This window comes from Nocardioides sp., assembly GCF_025965415.1.
Classification (GTDB): domain Bacteria; phylum Actinomycetota; class Actinomycetes; order Propionibacteriales; family Nocardioidaceae; genus Nocardioides.
This window is the reverse complement of record NZ_JAOPWY010000035.1, coordinates 1-21,631: the sequence shown is the minus strand read 5'-3', so window position 1 is coordinate 21,631 and position 21,631 is coordinate 1. Positions and strand designations below refer to the sequence as shown.

Genomic DNA, 21,631 nt, shown 5'->3' with positions numbered 1-21,631 from the left:
CCCGGTCGCCGACGTGGGCCCCTCGGCGGTGAACTCGCCCGTCCGGTCCAGCAGCCGCACGTAGGCGTTCCCGACCGGCTGGCTGTCCCGGGTGACCTGGCCCTGGATGATGGCCTCCTTCGCGACGTTCACGCCGTCCAGGGAGAGCCCGCCCTCAGTGGCGCCGCACATCAGGCATCCTGCCCGTCGACCTGGCCGGGCTCGTCACCGAGGGCCACGGGCACACCGACGAGGGAGCCGTACTCGGTCCAGGAGCCGTCGTAGTTCTTCACGTTCTCGCGGCCCAGGAGCTCCTTGAGCACGAACCAGGTGAGCGACGAGCGCTCCCCGATGCGGCACAGGGCGATGGTGTCCTTGGAGGTGTCGAAGCCGACCTCGTCGTAGAGCGCGGTCAGCTCCTCGTCGGACTTGAAGGTGCCGTCGTCGTTCGCGTTCTTGCTCCACGGCACGTTGACCGAGGTCGGGACGTGCCCGGCACGCTGGGCCTGCTCCTGCGGGAGGTGGGCAGGGGCGAGCAGCCGACCGGCGTACTCGTCGGGGCTGCGCACGTCGACGAGGTTCTGCGAGCCGATCGCGGCCACGACCTCGTCGCGGAACGCGCGGATCGAGCGGTCCTGCTCCTGCGCGGTGTACGATGTCTTCTCGCGGGTGGGCAGCTCGTCGGTCAGCTCGCGCGAGTCGAGCTCCCACTTCTTGCGGCCACCGTCGAGCAGCTTGACGTCCTGGTGGCCGTAGAGCTTGAAGTACCAGTAGGCGTAGGCGGCGAACCAGTTGTTGTTGCCGCCATAGAGGACCACGGTGTCGTCGTTGCTGACGCCGCGCGAGGACAGGAGGGCCTCGAACTGCGCCTTGTTGACGAAGTCGCGGCGGACCTGGTCCTGGAGGTCGGTGGTCCAGTCGAGCTTGATGGCGCCCCTGATGTGGCCCTTGTCGTAGGCGCTGGTGTCCTCGTCGACCTCGATGAGGACGATGCCGTCGGTGTCGAGGTTGTCCTCGACCCACTGGGCGGTGACGAGCGAGTTCTCGCGGCTCATGGTGGTGTGCTCCTTGCTGTGGTGAACAGTCGTGGTGGTGGTGGTATCAGGCGGTCGCGCGACGGAGAAGCAGGTAGACCTCGCATCCCAGGCAGAAGGCGAAGACGGCGTTGAGGAGCGCGGCCACGAGCGCGGCGCCGACGGCGACCTGGCCCACGACCGTGGCTCCGGCGAGGAAGGCCACGAGGCCGACCACCGCGAAGGCGAGGCCGACGCCCTGCGCGAAGCGCGGCGGCTCCGGGGCCTCCCACTCCGTCGGCGGCGCCAGACGGGGCCGGACGACGGTGCGGAACAGCCAGGCGTGTGGCGTGGCCTGCACCCCGCGCAGAGCCCCGATCGCGAACAGCACGGCCTGCGCGGCGAGGAGCACCACGTTGGCCGGCGACGGCAGCAGCAGCACGGCGACCAGGACGACGGCGGTCAGCGCCGCGGTGAACTGCGGTCCGCGCGGGTCGATGGCGCCCTGGGGCGGGCTGGGGACGCCGGGGGACGTGCGCCGCGTCGCGGCGTCGCCGGTGTGGGTGGTGGACATGTCGCTCCTGCGAGTGGTCGGGCCCGGCATGGCGCCGGGCGCGCTGGGATGGTGCGCAGCGCACGGGTCCTCGCCAGTTTAGTCCAGTAATCTCATAGACTTAGGCAGAGAGAGCTGGCAGACCCGTCAGGACATTCGACACAGCGCCGAGCGCACGCGGCAGTGATCCACTGCGCGGCGCTTGGTGAGCATGGTCGAGGACATGACGACGACAGTAGGCGCACCGCGGCGCAGCCGCGCTCCATGTCTCACGATGTGGCCTTTGCATCCATATCGTGAGATCACGCCTGCGCCAGCGCAATCAGGACCTGGTCGCGGGTGGGCGCACCGGTCGCACGGGTGACCTCGACGCCCGAGGCGTCGAGCACCACGGTCGTGGGTGTGCGCAGGATGCCGAAGGCACGCGTCGCGTCCAGGTGGTGCTCGGCGTCGACCTCGACGTGCGCCACCCCCTGGACCAGCGCGGTGACCTCGCCCAGCACCCGGCGGGTGGCCCGGCACGGCGCGCAGAAGGCGCTGGAGAACTGGAGCAGCGTGGCCCGCTCCCCCAGCTCCTGGCCGACGGTCGCCACGAGCTCGGCGCCCGCGGGGGTCGTGCCCGGCCCCGGGACGTCGGCCCCGCGCGGACGACGTACGGCGTGCGTGCCGCGGAAGCGACCGTCGGTCGCGGCCCGCCACAGGCCGAACACGAGCGCCAGCACGACGGCGGCGACGACGATCCAGGCTCCGGTGGTCACAGAGGGCCAACGAGGGTGCCGGGAGAATTGTTCCGGCAGGAACGGGGACGGGGCCCCGGGAGCAGTCCCGGGGCCCCGCCTGCTGCGTGGTGCAGCGAATGCGTCAGCGCTTGACCTTGATGGTCTTCGCGACCTCGGCATCGCCGTACTTGCCGCCCTTGAGCGTGATCTCGAAGACCACCTTGTTCTTGCCCTTGGCCAGCTTCTTCAGCGTCAGCGACGCCTTGCCGTTGCGCAGCTTGCCCTTGCCGATCTTCTTGTAGACCGGGGCGCCGTACTCGTCGGTGCGCACGAGCTTCTTGGCCACGACCGAGCCCTTGAACTTCTTGGCCTTGACCTTCTTGGCCGACACGGTCACCGAGGCCTGGGTGCCCTTGACTGAGATCTTGACCTTCGGCTTCTTCTTGATGACCTGGCTGGAGACCAGGGCGCTGCCGTTGAGGGTGCCGTTCTCGGCCGTGACGCGCAGGGTGACCCGCTTGTTCTTCGCGGCCTTCGTGACCCGGTAGCTGCTGCCGGTGGCGACGACCGTGTCGCCGATCAGCCACTCGTAGGTGTACGTCGTCCCGCTGTCGAGCGACCACACGCCCGGGAAGGCGCGGACCTTGCCGCCGAGGTAGGGCTTGCCGTTGATCTCCGGCTTGCGGAAGGTGCGCAGGTCCTGCGACAAGGCCGCGTTGATGCCGGTGACGGTCTGGCCGCTCTTGACGGTGATCTCACGCGCCTTGCTGAACGACGTGTTGTCGTACCACTCCGGGGCGTGGGCGCGGACATCGCCCGCGTTGCCGAAGAAGCTGAACGCGTTGAAGTCGATGAACTGGACCTTGTAGGTGCCCGGCACCAGGCTGGTGCTGAGGTAGGTGCCGTCCTCCTCGGCGTAGGCCTGGGTCTCGTCCAGCGGGTTGCCCTTCTCGTCGAAGAAGCGCACCGCGGTGTCCTCGACGGGCAGGCCCGACTCGGAGGTGATGGTGCCGCTGATGCCGCCGGTGAGGGCCAGCGTGACGTTGACCTCGCCCGCCGGCTTGGTGACCGTGGCGGCCACGTCGTAGGTCTGGGCGCCGCCGAACCAGCGGGCGATCCGGTCGTACTGCCCGTCCTCACGGGGGAGGGTGTCGCTCGCCTGGACCTTGAAGGTGGTCTCGGACGTCTCCGACAGGTCGGTGAAGTAGTACAACCCGGCCCGGTTGGTGCGCACCGAGTCCACGGCGGCGGGCTTGTCCGCGTCGCCGGGGGTGTCGTAGGCGACGACCTGGGCACCGATGACCGGGGCGCCCGCGGAGTCGACGACGGCGCCGGAGACGTCGACCGTCGAGGGGTCGATCGCAGCGGCGGGGTTGGGCGCCAGCGCGGCGTTGACCGAGACGATGGAGTCGACGCCGACCTCGACGACGTCGGCCGTCGCGCGGTCGGGCTTGTCGCTGTTCCACTCCGAGAGGTACTCGCCGACCGGGTCGGTGAACTGCACGACGTAGGTGCCGGGAGCGACTCCCTCGACGCGGTAGTTGCCCGTGGCGTCGGTGAGGTCGCTCGAGACCTGCTGGCCGTCCGGCGTGTAGACGGTGGCCTGGGCCCGCTCGAGCGGCGCGCCCGACGTGTTGACGATGCCGCCCTGGACGACGCTGCCCCTCGACAGGGTCACCTGGCCCAGGTTGGCGCCGGCGCCCACGACGTCGGCGGTGGCGAGGGTCGGCTTGTTGCTGTAGTACTCGAACGCGTAGCCGCTGGCCGCGAAGAAGGCCTTGTAGGACCCGGCGTCCACGCCGACGGCCCACGTGCCGTCGGCCTTGGTGCGGGCAGACGTCTCGAAGGTGTCGTCGGCGGCGTTGTAGATCTCCACCGTCGCGTCCTCGATGGCCTTGCCCGTGGGGGACACGACCTGGCCGGCGAGGGTCGCACGCGCCGCGAGGGCCACCGGTGCCAGCGTCGTCGGGCCGCTGACCACGACCGCGTCGGCCGCTTCGAAGTCCTGCTTGTCGTTGTAGTACTCCGAGGCGAAGACGCGGTCCTCGTCCTGGAACTGGAACTTGTAGGTGCCCGGCTCGACGTTGATGCTGACGAGTCCGTCAGCGACGACGGCACTGTTGGCGAAGTCGTAGAAGCCGTCCGGCTGCAAGGCGTAGGCCGCGACGTGGCCGTCGAGGCCGTTGCCCGCTGGGTCGGTCAGCGTGGTGGTGACGCCGACCGGTGCTGCGTGGGCCGGCGCTGCCAGCCCGACAGTGAACCCGGCGACCGCGGTCGCGGCGGCAATGCCACCTGCGACGAGGCGCGTCAGGGTTGCCCCGTGTGTGCTTGACATTCTGTTGTCCCCCTCGGACATCATCGTGTCGGCACGACGATGCACCGACACGGCGGGCCATCCCCCGTTGGAGGCCTCTCGAACGCAGTTGTACCACGAACGGTTTGCGGCGCTCATCCGCCTGCGAACGGAGGCAGCAGCTCCACGACGTCCCCGGGCGTGACGATCACCGTCGCCGGGTCTTGCGAACGGACCGGACGCTCGCCGACCAGGACGGAGCACACCGCCACGGTCCGGGCCATCCGGTCGTCCGGGTGACGCTCGAGGACCAGCGCGACCAGGCCGTCGAGGGTCACCTCGCCGACGACGTCGAAACGGTCCTCGGCCGTCCCCGCGGCCGCGCGCGCCCCGGCCCAGTAGCGGACCGTCACCATCTCACGACCCTGAACACGCCCTGTTGCGTCACCCATGCGGGCTATCCTTGCTCATCCGCCGGCACGAGGAGGCCCAGCCATGAGCGCACTGCTGCTGCTCACGAGCGCGCTGCAACCCTCCGCCGAGGTCCTGCCGGGACTCGCGCTCCTGTCGCACACCATCAAGATCCTCCCCGCCCAGGGCAGTGCCCTGCTCGACGCCCCCGAGGCCGACCTGGTCCTCGTGGACGGACGCCAGGACCTCGCGGCGGCCCGCGACCTGTGCCGCCTGATCCGCACCACGGGCACCGAGGCACCGGTCCTCCTCGTCGTCACCGAGGGCGGCCTCGCGGTCGTCGCGCACGACTGGGGCATGGACGACGTCGTGCTGCACACCTGCGGTCCCGCCGAGCTCGACGCGCGGATCCGGCTCGCGATCGGGCGCTCGAGCGCCTCCTCCCCCGACGACCCGGCGGCCCACGTCATCCGCCGGGGCGAGGTGGTGGTCGACGACGCGACCTACACCGCGCGCATCGGCGGCCGGCCGCTCGACCTCACCTACAAGGAGTTCGAGCTCCTGAAGTACCTCGCCCAGCACCCGGGCCGGGTCTTCAGCCGCGAGCAGCTGCTGCAGGAGGTCTGGGGATACGACTACTTCGGCGGCACCCGCACCGTCGACGTCCACGTACGCCGGTTGCGCGCCAAGCTCGGCACCGAGCACGAGCACCACATCGGCACGGTCCGCAACGTCGGCTACCGCTTCGTGGTGCCCACCCGCGAGAAGGATGTCGAGCAGCAGCCGAGTCCGTCGCGGTCGACGACCGACGCCTGAGCGCGGCCGCTAGTCTCGACCGCGTGGACGAGGTCGCCGAGGTCATCCGGATCGCCGAGGCGGCCGAGGCCGCGGACGGCGCGTCGCCCCTGGACGAGGCCGCGCGGATCGCCCTGGCCGACGGCGTCGCCAGCGTCGTCGTCGACCGGTCGGGCTTCGCGCTCGTCCACGACGGCGACCTCAGCCTGGCCGTGCACCCCGGTCACCGACGGCAGGGCGCGGGCACCGCACTGCTGCGGCAGGCAGCGTCGTACGACGACCCGCTGGCCGCGTGGTCGCACGGCAACCACCCCGCTGCTGCCGCACTCGCCGCCGCCCACGGGTGGGACCGGGTCCGCGACCTGTGGGTGATGCGGCGCGACGCGGCGCTCACGTTGCCGCCGCTCGAGCCACCGGCCGGCGTGGAGGTCCGCTCCTACCGCGAGACCGACGCCGCCGCGATCGTGGCCGTCAACGCGGCGGCCTTCGCCGACCACCCCGAGCAGGGGGCGATGGACGCGGACAACCTGGCCCGCCGGATGGCCGAGCCGTGGTTCGACGCGGCCGGGCTGCTCGTCGTCGAGGACGAGACCGCGGTGCTCGGCTTCCACTGGACCAAGCAGCACGACGACCGGCTCGGCGAGGTCTACGTCGTCGGCGTCGCGCCCCGTGCCCAGGGCCGCGGGCTCGGCCGGCTGCTCACGCTCGCCGGCCTGCACCACCTGGCCGGCCTCGGCGTGGCCGAGGTGCTGCTCTACGTCGAGTCGGACAACGCGCCGGCCGTCGCGGTCTACTCGCGCCTCGGCTTCGAGCACGCCGACGCCGACACCCACGTGCAGTACGTCCGCCGTCGCCGCACCGGCTAGCGCGGCGTACGGCGGGCGGTCAGCGCAGCGGGCGGACGTGCAGCCCGACCTCGGGATCCACGACCACGTCCTGGGCGGCGGGCATCTCGTCCACGACCAGGGTGGCGTCGACCGGGACGTTGCGCTTGACCAGCGCCAGCGCGATGGGACCGAGCTCGTGGTGGCGGGCGCTCGACCCGACGAACCCGATGTCGCGGCCCTCGTGGGAGACCGGCGAGCCGGCGGGCGGCAGCCGGTTCTCGGAGCCGTCGAGGTGGAGCAGCACCAGGCGGCGCGGCGGCCGGCCGAGGGTGTGGACCCGCGCGACGGTCTCCTGGCCGCGGTAGCACCCCTTGTCGAGGTGCACCGCCGGGCCGATCCAGCCGACCTCGTTGGGGATCGTGCGGTGGTCGGTGTCGATGCCGAATCGCGGCTCCCCGCGTTCGATGCGCAGCGCCTCGAAGGCCCAGAGGCCGCACGCCGGGCCGGCCGCGGCGGCGTACGCCTCGAGGCGGTCGCGGGGCACGAGGTCGTAGCGTCCGGCACCGTCCCCGGGGCGCCACATCACGGCGAGGTCGTCGACGAGCGCGACCTCGACGCGCGTCATGAACTTCATCCGCTCGAGCCACGCCACCAGCGCCTCGCCGGCACCCGGCTCGGTGTGGGCGGTGAAGGACTCCCCGTCGTCGACGCCGGCGAAGGCGTGCTCGACATGGCCCTGGGGGCTGAGCACCAGCGCCTGCGTCCAGGTGCCGGGCGCGAGGCCCTCGAAGAACTGGGTGGTCAGGTTGTGCAGCCAGGACAGCCGGTCGGGGCCGGTGATCCGCAGCACGTCACGGTGCGACAGGTCGACGAACCCGTCACCGGAGGCCAGGCTGCGCTGCTCGGTGTTGAAGGAGCCGTAGTGCGCCGCCACCGGCGCATCGATGCCGTCACCGGCGACGGCCCCGGGAAGGGCGAGGAGGGGACTGACCATGACTCGAGTCTAGGTCGGGGTGTCCGGCGGGGCCTGCGCCGCACAGTCCGCGCACTCCCCGAACACCGCGAGGTGGCCGACGTCGACGACGAAGCCGTCCGCGCCGAGGGCTGCGACGAGGGGCGCCACCACGGCGGGGTCGTAGGAGCGCACGACGTGGCAGCGGCGGCAGACGACGTGCACGTGCTCGTGCTCGCTGGTGGAGTGGTAGGTCGGGGCGCGGTCGCTCAGGTGGGTGTGCCGCACCAGTCCGAGCTCCTCGAGGACCTCGAGGGTGCGGTAGACGGTGGAGGCGTTGACCGAGCTCACCCGGCTGCGCACGTGGGCCAGCACCTCGTCGGGCGTGGCGTGCCGCAGCTCCTCGACGGCCTGCAGGATCAGCCGGCGCTGGGGCGTGAGGCGCAGGCCCTGCTCCCGCAGCCGGGCGGCGAGGTCGTCACTCATCGCGCGGTCCGGGGTCCCCGCGGCGCTCGTTCGGGGGAGCGCAGCGGAGGAGAGGACGTCGCGGGGTGTGGATCATGCTCGTTGTAGTCGGGCCCACGTGTGCGGCTGCAGCTCCTGGCCCACGGCCGCCATGTCGTAGGCGTAGAGCAGGTCGCCCTCGACGTTGCCGTACATCCGCGAGCCGCCGGTGACCTCCTTGGCCGTCTCGGTGAAGGAGACGCCGGCCGTGTGGATCTCGACCTTGCCGCCCTCGGCCGCGCCGTACCAGATCTCCGAGAAGCCGATGTTGTGCGAGAGGAGGAACTCGACCTTGCCGGGCTCGGGGCACCGCAGGAAGCCGGTCTCCATCGCCGCGTCGCGGATGAACTCGCCCTCCGCGTCGACGATCCAGGCGCGCGACATGTAGTGGAAGAACGGGCGGCCGTCGTGGGTGAAGATGAGCTCCTGGCCGAAGTCGAACGACTCGATCGTCGGGTAGGCACCGTGGCCGTTGCCGCGCCACGTGCCCAGCAGCCACGCCACGGGGCCGCAGTTGGGGTGCAGGTTGTCCGGCAGCTCGAAGGGCATGGGAGCACTCTAGTCTGGGCGGATGGCTCGATCACTGGTCGTCAAGGTCACCTGCGGGGCGGAGGACGCCGAGCGCTGCAACCAGGCATTCACGGTCGCAGCGGCGGCCGCCGCGTCGGGCGCCGACATCTCCCTCTGGCTCACCGGGGAGGCGGCGTGGTTCGGCGTCCCGGGCCGCGCGGAGGAGTTCGACCTCGACCTCGCCACTCCCCTCGACCAGCTGATGGCCGCCGTCCTCACCACCGGATCGGTGACGGTGTGCTCGCAGTGTGCGGCCCGTCGCGGCATCGTCGCGGGCGACCTCCGTGAGGGCGTCACGATCGCGGGGGCAGCGGTGTTCGCCGAGCTGGTCCTGGGCGACGGGGTCCAGGCCCTGGTCTACTGAGTTCGCGACGTCACCCCGCGTTCACCTGCCGGTGCCACACTTGGGCCATGACGGACCCGGCCACCCTGACCAGCGCTGTCTCGCCGTCGGTCGAGGAAGGCCCCGTCTCGGAGCCGTTCGGCCACCCGACCGACACGTTCGACGTCGAGCCGCCCTACGCCCCCGACGCCGCGCAGATCGAGGCCGTGGAGAAGTTCGAGGACCGCTTCATCGACCGCGAGATCTCCTGGGTCCGCTTCAACCAGCGCGTCCTCGAGCTCGCCGAGGACCCCGGGCTGCCCCTGCTCGAGCGGGCCCGGTTCCTCGCGATCTTCGCCAGCAACCTCGACGAGTTCTTCATGGTCCGCGTGGCCGGCCTCAAGCGCCGCATCGACGCCGGGGTCGCGGTGCGCGCGGCCAGCGGGCTGATGCCGCGCGAACAGCTCGAGCAGCTGTGGACCAGCTGCCGCGCCCTCATGGAGCGGCATGCCCGCGCACTGGCGGACCTGCTCCCCGAGCTCGGCGGCCAGGGCATCCAGATCGTCCGGTGGTCGGAGCTGGACCGCGAGGAGCAGAAGGTCTGCAAGAAGCTCTTCAAGGACCGGATCTTCCCCGTCCTCACCCCGCTCGCGGTCGACCCCGCCCACCCCTTCCCCTACATCTCCGGCCTCTCGCTCAACCTCGCCGTCGTCGTACGCCACCCCAAGACCGGCACGGAGCACTTCGCCCGGGTCAAGGTGCCGCCGACGTTCGGCCGCTTCGTCGGGCTCGGCAACCAGCGCTTCGTGCCCATCGAGGACGTCATCGGCGAGCACCTCAAGAAGCTCTTCCCCGGTATGGAGGTGCTCGGCGCGCACACGTTCCGGGTCACCCGCAACGAGGACCTCGAGGTCGAGGAGGACGACGCCGAGAACCTGCTCAAGGCCCTCGAGAAGGAGCTCCTGCGGCGCCGCTTCGGCGCTCCCGTTCGCCTCGAGGTCGAGCAGTCGATCGATCCCAGGGTGCTCGACCTCCTGGTCTCCGAGCTCGGGGTCGGCCGCGACGAGGTGGTCTCCCTCCCCGGCCCGCTCGACCTCACCGGGCTGCACTCCATCGCCGACCTGCCGCGTGACGACCTGAAGTACGCCGCCTTCCTGCCCTCGACGCACCCGAGCCTGGCCGAGGTCGAGTCGGCGTCACCGGTCGACGTCTTCGACTCGGTCGCCCGGCACGACGTGCTGCTGCACCACCCCTACGACTCGTTCGCGACGTCGGTGCAGCGATTCCTCGAGCAGGCCGCCGCCGACCCGCACGTGCTCGCGATCAAGCAGACCCTCTACCGCACCTCCGGCGACAGCCCGATCATCGACGCGCTCATCGACGCGGCCCAGGCCGGCAAGCAGGTGCTGGTGATCGTCGAGATCAAGGCGCGCTTCGACGAGCAGGCCAACATCCGGTGGGCGCGCAAGCTCGAGCACGCCGGCTGCCACGTCGTCTACGGGCTCGTCGGCCTCAAGACCCACTGCAAGCTCTCGATGGTGGTGCGCGACGAGCCCGAGGGCATCCGCCGCTACTGCCACCTCGGCACCGGCAACTACAACCCCAAGACCGCCCGCCTCTACGAGGACCTCGGCCTGCTGACCGCCGACCCGGAGATCGGCGAGGACGTGGCGCTGCTCTTCAACAACCTCTCCGGGATCAGCCGCAACAAGACCTACGACCACCTGCTGGTCGCGCCGGACAACGTCCGCGACGGGCTCATCGCGCAGATCCACCAGGAGGTCGCCCACCTCGAGGCGGGCCGGCCCGCGGGCATCCGGATCAAGGCGAACTCGGTGGTCGACGAGGCGGTGATCGACGCGCTCTACCTCGCCTCGCAGGCCGGCGTGCGCGTGGAGCTGGTGATTCGCGGCATCTGCTCGCTGCGCCCCGGCGTACCCGGCCTCTCGGAGACCGTGCGGGTCCGCTCGATCCTGGGCCGGTTCCTCGAGCACAGCCGGTTGTTCTGGTTCGAGAACGGTGGCGAGCCGGCTGCCTGGATCGGCTCGGCCGACATGATGCACCGCAACCTCGACCGCCGCGTCGAGGTGCTCGTACGCCTGCGCGCCGAGCACGTGATCGAGGAGGTGGGCGAGCTCCTCGACCTCGCGCTCGACCCCGGGACCACGGCCTGGGACCTCGACTCGGACGGTGAGTGGCACCTGCACGCCGGGGAGCGACACCTGCACGACGAGCTTATCGCGCGCCAGCGCAGCCGCCGCCGCTGACCGACGCCCGGACGGGCACTGGACCGGGGCCCGAAGGGGACTCGCGGTTGCGTCGTTGAGCCGATCACCCCCTAGCATGATCCCGGTTCATCCGCCCCCCGTTCGGAGTTCACCGTGCGTTTGAAGTTCCGCCCTGTCGACAGCTCGTTCTACGACCTCTTCAGCGAGGCGGCCGGTCACCTCGTCGTCGGAGCACAGCTCCTCAGCGAGATGCTGGCCGACGGCAGCTCGAAGGCCGAGATCGCGCAGCGCATGCGTGAGGCCGAGCACGCCGCCGACGAGACCACCCACTCGATCATCCGGCGCGTCAACAGCACCTTCGTGACGCCGTTCGACCGCGAGGACATCTACGCCCTCGCCTCGGCGCTCGACGACGTGATGGACATGATGGACGAGGCCGTCGACCTGATCCTCCTCTACGAGGTCACCTCGCTGCCGCCGGAGTCCACCCAGCAGGTCGAGGTGCTGCAGCGCTGCGCCGAGCTCACCTCGGCGGCGATGCCGTCGCTGGAGTCGATGGGCTCGCTGGACGAGTACTGGATCGAGATCAACCGCCTCGAGAACACGGGCGACAAGTCCTACCGCCGCATCCTGGCCAACCTCTTCAGCGGCGAGCACGAGGCCCTCGAGGTCATGAAGCTCAAGGACATCGTCGAGTCCCTCGAGGGGGCGATCGACGCGTTCGAGAAGGTCGCCAACATCGTGGAGCAGATCGCCGTCAAGGAGTCCTGACCGGCATGGAGATCGGCATCATCATCGCCGTGGTCGTCGTTGCCCTCGTCTTCGACTACACCAACGGCTTCCACGACGCGGCCAACGCGATCGCGACGTCGGTGTCCACCGGCGCACTCAAGCCCCGCGTGGCGCTGGCGATGGCCGCCGTCATGAACTTCGTCGGCGCGTTCCTGGGCCAGAAGGTCGCCCACACCGTCTCGGACACCATCGATCCGGGGCCCGGCAGCCACGGCCTGGTGATCGTCATGTGCGGCCTGCTCGGTGCGATCGCCTGGAACCTCATCACCTGGTACTACGGCCTGCCGTCCTCCTCCTCGCACGCCCTCATCGGGGGGCTGGTCGGCGCGGCGCTCGCGGCCGGCGTGACGGCCAACTGGGCGGTCGTCATCGAGAAGGTCGTCATCCCGATGTTCGTCTCGCCCGTGGTCGCGTTCTCGCTGGGCTTCGCGCTGATGCTCGCGATCATGTGGATCTTCCGCAACGCCAACCCCGGCCGCGCCAACCGCGGCTTCAAGATCGCGCAGACCATCTCCGCGGCCGCGATGGCCCTCGGGCACGGGCTCCAGGACGCCCAGAAGACGATGGGCGTGATCTTCCTGGCGCTGGTGACCGGTGGCTACGCCGCCGAGTCCGACGGCCTCCCGCTCTGGGTGATCATCGCGGCCGCGACCGCGATCTCGCTCGGCACCTGGTCGGGCGGGTGGCGCATCATGCGCACCCTGGGTCGCCGCATCATCCATCTCGACCCGCCCCGCGGCTTCGCGGCCGAGTCGGTGGCGGCATCGGTGCTCTACACCACGTCGTACGTCTTCGAGGCGCCGATCTCGACCACCCACACCATCACCTCCGCCGTCATGGGCGTGGGCGCGACCAAGCGACTCTCCGCGGTCCGCTGGGGTGTCGCGAAGTCGATCCTGACGGCCTGGGTGCTGACCTTCCCGGCCGCCGCCCTCGCCGCCGCGACCTGCTACGGCGTCGCGCACCTCTTCCTCCCCTGAGCCGGCCGGGGTTCCCACCGCCCACCTGACCACGTATCGAGGGACGGTCGGGCAGGCCGGACGGTCCAGCGCGCTGCGCGTGCCGTGGCCCGGGTCCGATCAGCCGAAGCGACCGGAGATGTAGGCCTCGGTGGACTCGTTGTCCGGGTTGGCGAACATCTTCTGGGTGGAGTTGAACTCCACCAGGTGGCCGGGCTCCCCGGCCGCCTTCAGGTTGAAGAAGCCGGTCTCGTCGGAGACGCGCGCGGCCTGCTGCATGTTGTGGGTGACGATCACGCTCGTGTAGTCGGACTTGAGCTCGTGGATCAGGTCCTCGATGGCCGACGTGGAGATCGGGTCGAGGGCCGAGCACGGCTCGTCCATCAGCAGGATCTGCGGCTCGACCGCGATCGCGCGGGCGATGCAGAGGCGCTGCTGCTGCCCACCCGAGAGACCCATGCCCGGCTTGCCGAGGCGGTCCTTGACCTCGTTCCACAGGTTGGCGCCCTTGAGGGAGCGCTCGACGATGTCGTCGGCCTCGGCCTTCTTCATCTTCTTCGCGTTGAGGCGGTTGCCGGCGAGGACGTTCTCGTAGATCGACATCGTCGGGAACGGGTTGGGCCGCTGGAAGACCATGCCGATCTGGCGGCGTACGGCGACCGGGTCGACGGCGCTGTCGTAGAGCGACTGGCCGTCCACCATCACCTTGCCCTCGACGCGGGCACCGGGGATGACCTCGTGCATCCGGTTGAGCGAGCGCAGCATGGTGGACTTGCCGCAGCCGGAGGGTCCGATGAAGGCGGTGACCGAGCGTGCCTTGATGGTCATGCTGACACCCTGCACGGCGAGGAAGTCGCCGTAGTAGATGTCGAGGTCGTCGACGGTGATGCTCTTGGCCATGGGGGTGAGTCTCTCTTGTCTCTGGCTCAGCGGCCGGTCTTGGGGGCGAAGATCTTGCCGATGATGCGCGCCACGAGGTTGAGCACCATGACGATCACGATCAGCACGAGCGCACCACCCCAGGCGATCTCGATCCCGGGCGGGGTGCCGCCGGGGGTCTCGGCGATGCCGGGGTTGGCGTTCTGGGTGTAGATCAGCACCGGGAGCGTGGTCATCCGCTCCGAGAACACGTTGACGTTGGTTCTCGTCGTGAGCCCGGCGATCAGGAGCAGCGGGGCGGTCTCGCCGACGACGCGGGCGATGGCGAGGGTGACGCCCGTGACGATGCCGCCGAGCGCCGTCGGGAGCACGACCCGGACGATGGTGCGCCACTTCGGCACCCCCAGGGCGTACGCCGCCTCCCGCAGGTCGGCGGGCACGAGCCGCAGCATCTCCTCGGTCGAGCGCACCACCACCGGGATCATCAGCAGCGAGAGGGCCACCGAGCCGCCGATCCCGACGCGGGTGGACGGCCCGAAGACGAGGATGAACAGCGAGAAGGCGAAGAGGCCGGCGACGATGGACGGGATGCCCGTCATCACGTCGACCAGGAAGGTGATCCAGCCCGCGAGGCGGCTGCCCTTGCCGTACTCGATGAGGTAGATCGCCGCCATGATCCCGACCGGCACGGAGATGAGCGCCGCGAACAGCGTGATCAGCAGTGTGCCGATCAGCGCGTGGTAGATGCCCACCTCCTGGTCGAGGTCGGTGCGGTACATCGAGTACGTCAAGAACGTGGAGCTGATCGCCGGCGCACCACGCTCCACGACCGTCCACAGCAGCGAGACGAGCGGGACGATCGCGACGGCGCAGGCCGACCAGACGAGTCCGGTCATCAGGCGGTCGGTGGCCCCGCGCCGCCCCTCGACGACGCGCGCCCAGGAGGGCAGCGCGACCAGGAAGACGACGCCGGCCAGCAGCGGCCACGCGACGACGGCCCATCCCAGGATCAGGACGGGCAGCGCCCCCGCGGCGATCGCGACGACGGCGACGAGGGCCGGCGCCAGGCGCGGCAGCTTGGCCTGGGTGAACGACACCGCGTCGGGCGACGTGCGGATCGGAGCGGTCGAGATGCTCATCGTGCGAGCCTCCGCTCGCTGCGGGTGACGATCCAGCGGGCCGCGAAGTTGACCAGGAACGTCACGAGGAAGAGCACCAGGCCGGTCGCGATCAGCACCTGGATCTTGCCCGGGGTGCCCTCCTTGTAGTTGGAGGCGATGTTGGACGCGATCGAGGCCGGGTTGCTGCTCGAGATCAGGTTGAGCGAGATGCCGCCACCTGCGGAGAGCACCATCGCGACGGCCATCGTCTCGCCGAGCGCGCGACCCAGGCCGAGCATCACGGCCGACACCATGCCGGACTTGGCGTAGGGGAAGACGGCCATCCGGATCATCTCCCAGCGCGTGGCGCCCAGGGCGAGGGCGGCCTCCTCGTGCAGGGTCGGCGTCTGCGCGAAGACCTCGCGCGAGATCGCGGTGATGATCGGCAGGATCATGATCGCCAGCACCAGGCCGGCGGTGAGGATGGTGCGCCCGGTGCCCGAGGCGGGACCGGCGAAGAACGGGAGCCAGCCCATGTTCTCGTCGAGCCAGACGTACGCCGGCTGCAGCTGGCGGGCGAGCACGCTGATGCCCCACAGCCCGAAGACCACCGACGGGACGGCGGCCAGCAGGTCGATGACGTAGGCGATCGGCGTCGCGACGGACTTCGGCGCGTAGTGGCTCACCACCAGCGCGATGCCCCACGCGAGCGGCACCGCGACGATGAGGGCGATGACCGCGGCCAGGACCGTGCCGAACAGCAGCGGCGCGACGTAGCCCGCGAAGCTGTTGGCGCTGCCGTAGAACTCGGCGGGCTTGGCGAGACCCGGCACGCCCTCGATCGCCAGGAAGATGAACACGCCGGCGAGCGCCACCAGGATCGCGATCCCGGCGGCCAGGGCGACGTGGGAGAAGATCCTGTCGCCGAGGCGCGGTTTCGCCCGGCCTGTGCTCTCAGCAACACCCATGGTTGCCACGTGGTACCTCATTCAGTCGTTTCATGCGGCGATGCGGCGGGCCGGTGTCCCGACCCGCCGCACACGACACTGGATGGCCGGGACAGCCGCCCGACCAGTAGGTCAGCCAGCCGAGATCGTGTCCACGATGGACTGGGCCTTCTCGGCCACCGAGCTGGAGAGCGGCGCGGAGCCGGCCTCCTCGGACGCCGCCTGCTGGCCCTCGTCGGAGACGATGTGGGACAGGTAGCCCTTGACGAGGTCGGCCTCGGCCTGGTCCTCGTAGGTCTGGCAGGCGATGAGGTAGCTGAGGAGGACGACCGGGTAGGCGTTCGCATCGGTGGTCGTCCGGTCGATGTCGACGGCCATGTCGACGTCGGCGCGGCCCTCGGCGGCGGGGGAGGACTCCACGACCAGGGCAGCACCCTCGGCGGACGGGGCGACGTACTCCTCGCCGACCTTGACCGACACGACCGACAGGTCGCCGACCTGGCTCTCGTCGGCGTAGCCGATGGTGCCCTTGCCGCCCGAGACGGCGGAGATGACACCCGAGGTGCCCTCGGCAGCCTCGCCTCCCTTGACCGGGAAGGCGTCCTCCGCCTCGTAGGACCAGGACTCGCTGGCCTTGCCGAGGTAGTCCGTGAAGTTCTTGGTGGTGCCCGAGTCGTCCGAGCGGTGGACCGGGGTGATCGTCAGGTCCGGCAGGGTCGCGTCGGGGTTCTGGTCGGCGATCGCCGGGTCGTTCCAGGTGGTGATCTTGCCGTCGAAGATCTGCGCGATCGTGTCGGCGTCCAGGTTGAGGGCATCGACGCCCTCGACGTTGAAGGCCACCGCGATCGGCGAGACGTAGGCCGGGACCTCGATCGGGTCCTCGCCGTTGCAGCGCTCCTTGGCACCGCTGAGCTCGCCCTCGTCGTCGCTGAGGTAGGAGTCGGAGCCGGCGAAGCTGACGCCGCCCTCGATGAAGTTGGTGCGGCCGTCACCGGAGCCGACCGGGTCGTAGTTGACGGTCACGTTGCCGTCGTTCATGCCCTGGAAGCCGGTCGCCCAGGCGCCCTGGGCCTTCTCCTGCGAGGACGCGCCGGCGCCGTTGAGATCACCGGAGAGGCCGCCCGTGGCCTCGGACGAGCCGTCGCTGGCCGAGCCGGCGTCGCTCTCGTTGCCGGCACCGCAGGCGGTGAGCGAGATCGAGAGGGCAAGCACGGCGATGCTGGGGGCGAGCGCCTTGCGGAAGGAAGTGCGGTTCACTTCGAGTGCTCCTGAAGTCTGATGATTGCTGACACCGGGACGGTAAGCACGTCAGGAGAACGAGCACGGCGCCGTCGGTGAACGGCCGGTGAACTCGACCGGGCCGGATGGCGTCAGGCGCCGGGGCGTGAGACGACGATCACATGAAATCGCTTCGTCGACCTTGACGACGGCCCCTGCGCAGTACTACAAGTCACGGGTCCACGACCTCGGTGGCGACGACGCGGCCCCTGCGGTGGTGGGCCACCAGCATCGCGCCGGGCTCCAGGGTGACCTCGGGCAGCCGCAGGGCGTCGAGCACCGTGGGCAGCACCGGTCGATGGGTGCACACGACCGTGCTCTCCCCGGCGTCGAGCAGCGCGTCCACCAGCTCGACGATGTCGTTGGTCGAGGCACCTTCCTCGCTCAGCTCGTCGTGCACCTTGACGGACCAGCCGGTCGTGTCGACGTACGGCGTCACCGTCTGCACGCAGCGGGCGCTGGACGAGCTGTGGACGGAGGTCACGTCGAAGGCCGCGAGGAGCGGCACCAGTCGCTGGGCCTGGTTCTCGCCGAGCTGGACCAGCGGGCGCTGGCGGTCGTCCTTCTTCCACCCGCCGCGGGCCCGCGCCCTGCTGTGGCGCAGCACGACCAGCGCCCGCGTCCTGCGGCGCAGGGGTCGCGCCTCGGCGAGGGTGTCGCGGTCGTAGGCGTAGGTGAGCCGAAGGGCCGCGTCCCGCCACGCCACCCACTCGACGGCGTCGATCTCGTCGTTGACGCGGTAGCGGCTGACGTCGTCGCTGCCGACCGCCCGGGCCGTCCAGTAGGCCACCGACTTCCAGCGGCCGTTGGACATCCGGTAGCGCTGCGAGGTGAGGGCGGGGCCGAGCCGTACGTCGAGCCCGGTCTCCTCGGCCACCTCGCGCACCGCGGCGGTGACCGCGTGCTCCCCGGGGTCGAGCTTGCCCTTGGGGAAGGACCAGTCGTCGTACTTGGGACGGTGCACGAGCAGCACGTCGCCGCCCTTGCGCGTCACCACGGCGCCAGCAGCGCGCACGTCGCGGAGCTCCATGGACGTAGTCTCACACCACTCACCCATCCGAGGAGACTGTCCGTGTCGCGTCGTGCCGTCGTCGCCCTCGTGGCCGTGGCCGTGGTCGTCGTGCTCGTCGCCGGCCTGGCCGCGTGGCGGCTGCTCACGCCGGACACGCCGATCGCCCGGGCCCTGTCGGTGGTCCCGGCCGACACGAGTCGCGTCTCGTGGACCGACTGGACGGGCGTACGCCGCGAGCTGGGCGCCGACCTGACCGCCGACTCCACCGCGGAGGAGGTCGAGGCCTTCATGGGCGACGCCTTCGGCGCCGACCTGTCCGCGATGTCGGCCCTCGGCACCTCTGCGGGCGTGATGCAGTCGGAGCTGGGCATCTCCCCCGCCACCCTCGCCTGGGAGCTCCTCGCCCAGTCGCCCGACGGTGCGGTGGAGGTGATGGGCGTGGGCGACGACGTCGACATGGATGACATCGCCGGCCGCCTCGCCGCGCTGGGCTGGACCGAGCCCGACGAGGAGGACGGCGTGTGGGTCGGCGGTCCGGACGTCCTGACCGGCGTCGGCCAGGGCCTCACCCCCGAGCTGCAGCACTTCGTGCTGCTGGCCGATCGCCACCTCGTCCTCTCCTCCGACCAGGCTTCCTACCTCGAGCAGGTCAGCCGGGTCGTGAGCGGCGACGCCGACTCCGCCGACGGCCTGGCCGACCTCGCCTCCGGTCTCGGCGAGCCGCTCGCCGCCGCGGTGTACGACGGCGCGTACGCCTGCGAGCACCTCGCCATGTCGCAGGCCGACGACGATGCCCGGGCCGAGGCCGACCAGCTCGTCGAGGCGGCCGGCGGCGTGCACCCGCTCACCGGCTTCGCGATGGGACTGCTGGCCGGCGGCGACCTCCGCGCGGTCATGGAGGTCGAGGACGCCGACGACGCGCCGGGCGACGCGGACGCGCGTGCGCAGCTGGCCGCAGGGCCGGCGCCCGGGCAGGGCGGCGACTTCGCCGACCGCTACTCGGTGCAGGAGGCGAGCTCGCAGGGACGTGCGATCACCCTCGACCTCCAGCCCCACGACGGGGAGTACGTGCTCTCCGACCTGACGAGCGGGCCGGTGCTCTGGGCCACCTGCTGACGTACGCGGGTCGCCCGTCGCACCAGCAGTCGCGTCAGCGACAGGTCAGGACGACTCCTCCGACCGGCGGGGCTTCACGCCCAGCAGCCGGTCGATCTCTTCTTGTGACAGGTGGTCCTCGGACTCGCTCGCCGCGATGATCAGCGTGGTGGTGAGCTCCACCTCGCCGAGCAGGTCGCCGTCCTCGAGGGTCACGTCGAACTGGTCGTGCACGTCACCCTCCCTCCTGCTGGATCATTCGACTGTAGGTGTCAGGTCAAGTGTCGCGGAACGTCCCGCGCCGGGGTATGACCCGAACGTGCTACTAGTGTCCCTCGAAATCAACTCTGGCCCCACCCCGCAAGGGGGGAGGGGCCAGAGTCTTGACCAGATCTGGGACAGGTCCAGAGTCAGCCGGTCAGACCGGACGGACGTTCTCCGCCTGCGGACCCTTGGGGCCCTGCGTGACGTCGAACTCGACCTTCTGGTTCTCGTCCAGCGACTTGTAGCCGTTGGACTGGATGGCCGAGTAGTGCACGAAAACGTCGTCGCCGCCGTCCTCCTGCGCGATGAAGCCGAAACCCTTCTCGGCGTTGAACCACTTCACGGTGCCTTGAGCCATGTGCTCGGTACTCCTGTTATCGGAACGAGAAGCCATCACTTCGACAGCTCCACACCAAGTGCGGTGACACGTCGCTCCGACTCACAAGCTGGAAAAGCCCGAAGAAGAAACGCCGTTGGATCACAAACTCCGCGGGCGTCGACCTGCTGGAACTTGCACCTGTTGCACCACCCACGATACCAACAAATCGCCCGGCGTCACCGTCTGGATGTCACCTAGTGTGAACTCTGGGCCAACGGGTTCGCCGAGGGGCTCGACGAATCCCCCTGACCCGCCCCCCTGACACACGCCCCCTGACACGATCCGTCCCGTGACCCGTCCGCCCCTCCCCCGCGTGGCCGTCTGCGGCATCAGCCTCGAGGCCTCCACCTTCTCCCCGGCCCTGACCACCGCGGCGATGCTCGCTCCGCGCCGCGGCCGCGAGGTCCTCGACGCCTGGGACTTCTGGCGCGACGGAGGTGCACTGGCGGACCGGGCCGACTGGATCGGCGTCCTCCAGGCCCGCAGCATCGCCGGTGGCGCGATCCCCGCCGACGACTACGCGCTGCTGAAGGCCGAGATCCTCGCGGGGCTCGTCGCCCTCGTCGCCGAGTCGCCGCTCCACGGCCTGGTGCTCGACATCCACGGTGCCGCCGGCGTGGTGGGCCTCGACGACATGGAGGGCGACCTCGCCGTCGCCGTACGCGCGGTGGTGGGACCGGACTGCCTGATCAGCAGCGGCATGGACCTGCACGGCAACGTGTCCCGCACGCTCGCCGGGACCGTCGACCTGCTGACGACCTATCGCACGGCCCCGCACGTGGACTGGCAGGAGACCAAGGAGCGGGCCGCGCGCAACCTCGTCGACCGGCTCGCGCTGCCGGACGGGCGACGCCGGCCGGCGAAGGCGTGGGTGCCCGTGCCGATCCTGCTCCCGGGCGAGATGACCAGCACCCGGCAGGAGCCGGCGACGAGCCTGTACGCTCGCGTGCCGGCGATCGAGGCTCTGGACGGGATCCTCGACGCCGGGATCTGGATCGGCTACCCGTGGGCGGACGAGCCGCGCAACTGCGCGGTGGTGATGGTCGTCGGGGACGACGCCGAGCTGGCGATGGCCGAGGCGACCGCGCTCGCCGGAGCGCTGTGGGCGCAGCGCGAGGAGTTCGGCTTCGTCGCCCCGACGGGGACGCTCGCAGAGGTGTTGGCGGCGGCGGTCGCGGCACCGACGGGGCCCTACTTCGTCTCCGACTCCGGCGACAACCCGACGGCGGGCGGGGCGGGTGACGTCACCTGGACCCTGGCCGAGCTGTTGGCGAGCGAGGAGCTGGCGAGCAGCGGCAAGCGCGCGATCTACGCCTCGATCCCCGATGCCATGGGTGCGCTGGCGGCCGCCGAGGCGGGGGTCGGGGCCGACGTACGTCTCGTGCTCGGCGCGCGGGTCGACGACCGACCGTCCCCGCCGGTGGAGGTGGCCGGCGAGGTGCTCGCGGTCGTCGCGTCGGAGGACAACCTCGAGGTCGTCATCCGCACGCCGGCGGTCGACGTGGTCCTCACGCGACGACGCCGGCCCTACCACCTCGAGGCGGACTTCACCCGCCTCGGGCTGGACCCACGAGCCGCCGACATCGTGGTCGTGAAGATCGGCTACCTCGAGCCCGAGCTGTTCGAGATGGCGGCCGACTGGATGCTCGCGCTCACACCGGGCGGCGTCGACCAGGACCTCGCCCGCCTCGGTCACCGCCGCGTCCAGCGCCCGATGTTCCCGCTCGACGACGTCTCGGACGTCGACCCGCTCGCCGGCG

At 70.6% G+C, this 21,631-nt stretch carries 24 protein-coding genes; 8 read left to right on the top strand and 16 right to left on the bottom strand.

Going from position 1 to position 21,631, the window contains the following annotated elements; translation table 11 throughout:
- The 6 genes from JWN97_RS04210 to JWN97_RS04185 all read right to left on the bottom strand — a co-directional run.
- The coding region (locus tag JWN97_RS04210) for a DUF1416 domain-containing protein (RefSeq protein WP_297618779.1) at window positions 1–171 on the bottom strand (171 nt) is incomplete at its 3' end.
- Window positions 171–1,034 carry a sulfurtransferase gene (locus JWN97_RS04205; RefSeq protein WP_297618777.1) on the bottom strand — a complete coding sequence of 288 codons (864 nt, stop codon included), beginning with the start codon at window positions 1,032–1,034 and terminating at the stop codon, window positions 171–173. The genes JWN97_RS04210 and JWN97_RS04205, both read right to left, overlap by 1 nt.
- 46 nt (window positions 1,035–1,080) lie before the next feature.
- Window positions 1,081–1,566, bottom strand: coding sequence for a DUF4395 domain-containing protein (locus JWN97_RS04200; protein ID WP_297618774.1), 486 nt, complete (start codon window positions 1,564–1,566; stop codon window positions 1,081–1,083).
- 281 nt (window positions 1,567–1,847) lie between these two features.
- On the bottom strand, window positions 1,848–2,303 hold the full coding sequence (locus JWN97_RS04195; protein ID WP_297618772.1) for a thioredoxin family protein: 456 nt from the start codon (window positions 2,301–2,303) through the stop codon (window positions 1,848–1,850).
- 103 nt (window positions 2,304–2,406) lie between these two features.
- Window positions 2,407–4,599, bottom strand: a complete 2,193-nt coding sequence (locus JWN97_RS04190) for a carboxypeptidase-like regulatory domain-containing protein (RefSeq protein ID WP_297618769.1) — start codon at window positions 4,597–4,599, stop codon at window positions 2,407–2,409.
- 113 nt (window positions 4,600–4,712) lie between these two features.
- Window positions 4,713–4,973 carry a MoaD/ThiS family protein gene (locus JWN97_RS04185; protein WP_297618766.1) on the bottom strand — a complete coding sequence of 87 codons (261 nt, stop codon included), beginning with the start codon at window positions 4,971–4,973 and terminating at the stop codon, window positions 4,713–4,715.
- Between the two features lie 79 nt (window positions 4,974–5,052).
- On the opposite strand from JWN97_RS04185, the gene JWN97_RS04180 reads away from it, so the two are divergent.
- Together JWN97_RS04180 and mshD are read left to right on the top strand one after the other, a co-directional pair.
- A complete protein-coding gene (locus JWN97_RS04180) occupies window positions 5,053–5,784 on the top strand; it encodes a response regulator transcription factor (protein ID WP_297618763.1) in 732 nt (243 codons plus the stop codon).
- A 23-nt stretch (window positions 5,785–5,807) separates the two neighbouring features.
- On the top strand, window positions 5,808–6,629 hold the full coding sequence (gene mshD, locus JWN97_RS04175; RefSeq protein ID WP_297618760.1) for a mycothiol synthase: 822 nt from the start codon (window positions 5,808–5,810) through the stop codon (window positions 6,627–6,629).
- A gap of 19 nt (window positions 6,630–6,648) precedes the next feature.
- On the opposite strand, the gene JWN97_RS04170 is transcribed toward mshD, so the two are convergent.
- The 3 genes from JWN97_RS04170 to JWN97_RS04160 all read right to left on the bottom strand — a co-directional run bounded on the left by JWN97_RS04170 (window position 6,649) and on the right by JWN97_RS04160 (window position 8,595).
- Window positions 6,649–7,584 (bottom strand): glycine cleavage T C-terminal barrel domain-containing protein, encoded by a 936-nt coding sequence (locus JWN97_RS04170; protein WP_297618756.1) that lies wholly within the window; start codon window positions 7,582–7,584, stop codon window positions 6,649–6,651.
- 9 nt (window positions 7,585–7,593) lie between these two features.
- Window positions 7,594–8,028: a Fur family transcriptional regulator gene (locus tag JWN97_RS04165; protein ID WP_297618754.1), complete on the bottom strand. Its 435-nt coding sequence runs from the start codon at window positions 8,026–8,028 to the stop codon at window positions 7,594–7,596.
- 72 nt (window positions 8,029–8,100) lie between these two features.
- On the bottom strand, window positions 8,101–8,595 hold the full coding sequence (locus tag JWN97_RS04160) for an FABP family protein (protein WP_297618751.1): 495 nt from the start codon (window positions 8,593–8,595) through the stop codon (window positions 8,101–8,103).
- A gap of 22 nt (window positions 8,596–8,617) precedes the next feature.
- On the opposite strand from JWN97_RS04160, the gene JWN97_RS04155 reads away from it, so the two are divergent.
- From JWN97_RS04155 to JWN97_RS04140, 4 genes are all read left to right on the top strand, one after another.
- Window positions 8,618–8,980, top strand: coding sequence for a DsrE family protein (locus tag JWN97_RS04155; RefSeq protein WP_297618748.1), 363 nt, complete (start codon window positions 8,618–8,620; stop codon window positions 8,978–8,980).
- Window positions 8,981–9,027: 47 nt separating this feature from the next.
- Window positions 9,028–11,205, top strand: coding sequence for an RNA degradosome polyphosphate kinase (locus JWN97_RS04150; protein ID WP_297618745.1), 2,178 nt, complete (start codon window positions 9,028–9,030; stop codon window positions 11,203–11,205).
- Window positions 11,206–11,319: 114 nt separating this feature from the next.
- Window positions 11,320–11,937, top strand: coding sequence for a DUF47 family protein (locus JWN97_RS04145; protein ID WP_297618742.1), 618 nt, complete (start codon window positions 11,320–11,322; stop codon window positions 11,935–11,937).
- A gap of 5 nt (window positions 11,938–11,942) precedes the next feature.
- A complete protein-coding gene (locus tag JWN97_RS04140; protein ID WP_297618739.1) occupies window positions 11,943–12,938 on the top strand; it encodes an inorganic phosphate transporter in 996 nt (331 codons plus the stop codon).
- Between the two features lie 99 nt (window positions 12,939–13,037).
- Here JWN97_RS04140 and pstB read toward each other — a convergent pair whose 3' ends face one another.
- The 5 genes from pstB to JWN97_RS04115 form a co-directional block, all read right to left on the bottom strand.
- Window positions 13,038–13,817, bottom strand: coding sequence for a phosphate ABC transporter ATP-binding protein PstB (pstB, locus tag JWN97_RS04135; RefSeq protein WP_297618736.1), 780 nt, complete (start codon window positions 13,815–13,817; stop codon window positions 13,038–13,040).
- Between the two features lie 26 nt (window positions 13,818–13,843).
- A complete protein-coding gene (pstA, locus tag JWN97_RS04130) occupies window positions 13,844–14,935 on the bottom strand; it encodes a phosphate ABC transporter permease PstA (RefSeq protein WP_297618733.1) in 1,092 nt (363 codons plus the stop codon).
- Window positions 14,932–15,864, bottom strand: a complete 933-nt coding sequence (gene pstC / locus JWN97_RS04125) for a phosphate ABC transporter permease subunit PstC (protein ID WP_297618730.1) — start codon at window positions 15,862–15,864, stop codon at window positions 14,932–14,934. Before pstC ends, pstA begins: the two co-directional genes overlap by 4 nt.
- Window positions 15,865–15,975: 111 nt before the next feature.
- Entirely contained in the window at window positions 15,976–17,100 is a 1,125-nt protein-coding gene (gene pstS, locus JWN97_RS04120; RefSeq protein WP_297618727.1) for a phosphate ABC transporter substrate-binding protein PstS, read from the bottom strand.
- Between the two features lie 193 nt (window positions 17,101–17,293).
- A complete protein-coding gene (locus JWN97_RS04115; RefSeq protein ID WP_297618723.1) occupies window positions 17,294–18,151 on the bottom strand; it encodes an NUDIX hydrolase in 858 nt (285 codons plus the stop codon).
- A 42-nt stretch (window positions 18,152–18,193) separates the two neighbouring features.
- On the opposite strand from JWN97_RS04115, the gene JWN97_RS04110 reads away from it, so the two are divergent.
- The gene (locus tag JWN97_RS04110; protein ID WP_297618720.1) at window positions 18,194–19,249 is read left to right on the top strand and encodes a hypothetical protein; all 1,056 of its coding nucleotides are present in this window, start codon (window positions 18,194–18,196) and stop codon (window positions 19,247–19,249) included.
- Window positions 19,250–19,294: 45 nt separating this feature from the next.
- On the opposite strand, the gene JWN97_RS04105 is transcribed toward JWN97_RS04110, so the two are convergent.
- Window positions 19,295–19,462, bottom strand: coding sequence for a hypothetical protein (locus JWN97_RS04105; protein ID WP_297618717.1), 168 nt, complete (start codon window positions 19,460–19,462; stop codon window positions 19,295–19,297).
- Window positions 19,463–19,646: 184 nt separating this feature from the next.
- Window positions 19,647–19,850 carry a cold-shock protein gene (locus tag JWN97_RS04100; protein WP_297618714.1) on the bottom strand — a complete coding sequence of 68 codons (204 nt, stop codon included), beginning with the start codon at window positions 19,848–19,850 and terminating at the stop codon, window positions 19,647–19,649.
- 310 nt (window positions 19,851–20,160) lie between these two features.
- On the opposite strand from JWN97_RS04100, the gene JWN97_RS04095 reads away from it, so the two are divergent.
- The coding region (locus tag JWN97_RS04095; protein WP_297618711.1) for a M81 family metallopeptidase at window positions 20,161–21,631 on the top strand (1,471 nt) is incomplete at its 3' end.

Coding starts and splice junctions, on each gene's coding strand:
- pstC (WP_297618730.1), bottom strand. CDS start 15,864: ATGGGTGTTGCTGAGAGCACAGGCCGGGCGAAACCGCGCCTCGGCGAC.
- JWN97_RS04115 (WP_297618723.1), bottom strand. CDS start 18,151: ATGGAGCTCCGCGACGTGCGCGCTGCTGGCGCCGTGGTGACGCGCAAG.
- JWN97_RS04190 (WP_297618769.1), bottom strand. CDS start 4,599: ATGTCAAGCACACACGGGGCAACCCTGACGCGCCTCGTCGCAGGTGGC.
- pstB (WP_297618736.1), bottom strand. CDS start 13,817: ATGGCCAAGAGCATCACCGTCGACGACCTCGACATCTACTACGGCGAC.
- JWN97_RS04165 (WP_297618754.1), bottom strand. CDS start 8,028: ATGAGTGACGACCTCGCCGCCCGGCTGCGGGAGCAGGGCCTGCGCCTC.
- JWN97_RS04140 (WP_297618739.1), top strand. CDS start 11,943: ATGGAGATCGGCATCATCATCGCCGTGGTCGTCGTTGCCCTCGTCTTC.
- JWN97_RS04160 (WP_297618751.1), bottom strand. CDS start 8,595: ATGCCCTTCGAGCTGCCGGACAACCTGCACCCCAACTGCGGCCCCGTG.
- pstA (WP_297618733.1), bottom strand. CDS start 14,935: ATGAGCATCTCGACCGCTCCGATCCGCACGTCGCCCGACGCGGTGTCG.
- JWN97_RS04205 (WP_297618777.1), bottom strand. CDS start 1,034: ATGAGCCGCGAGAACTCGCTCGTCACCGCCCAGTGGGTCGAGGACAAC.
- JWN97_RS04200 (WP_297618774.1), bottom strand. CDS start 1,566: ATGTCCACCACCCACACCGGCGACGCCGCGACGCGGCGCACGTCCCCC.
- JWN97_RS04155 (WP_297618748.1), top strand. CDS start 8,618: ATGGCTCGATCACTGGTCGTCAAGGTCACCTGCGGGGCGGAGGACGCC.
- JWN97_RS04150 (WP_297618745.1), top strand. CDS start 9,028: ATGACGGACCCGGCCACCCTGACCAGCGCTGTCTCGCCGTCGGTCGAG.
- JWN97_RS04100 (WP_297618714.1), bottom strand. CDS start 19,850: ATGGCTCAAGGCACCGTGAAGTGGTTCAACGCCGAGAAGGGTTTCGGC.
- JWN97_RS04180 (WP_297618763.1), top strand. CDS start 5,053: ATGAGCGCACTGCTGCTGCTCACGAGCGCGCTGCAACCCTCCGCCGAG.
- JWN97_RS04185 (WP_297618766.1), bottom strand. CDS start 4,973: ATGGTGACGGTCCGCTACTGGGCCGGGGCGCGCGCGGCCGCGGGGACG.
- JWN97_RS04170 (WP_297618756.1), bottom strand. CDS start 7,584: ATGGTCAGTCCCCTCCTCGCCCTTCCCGGGGCCGTCGCCGGTGACGGC.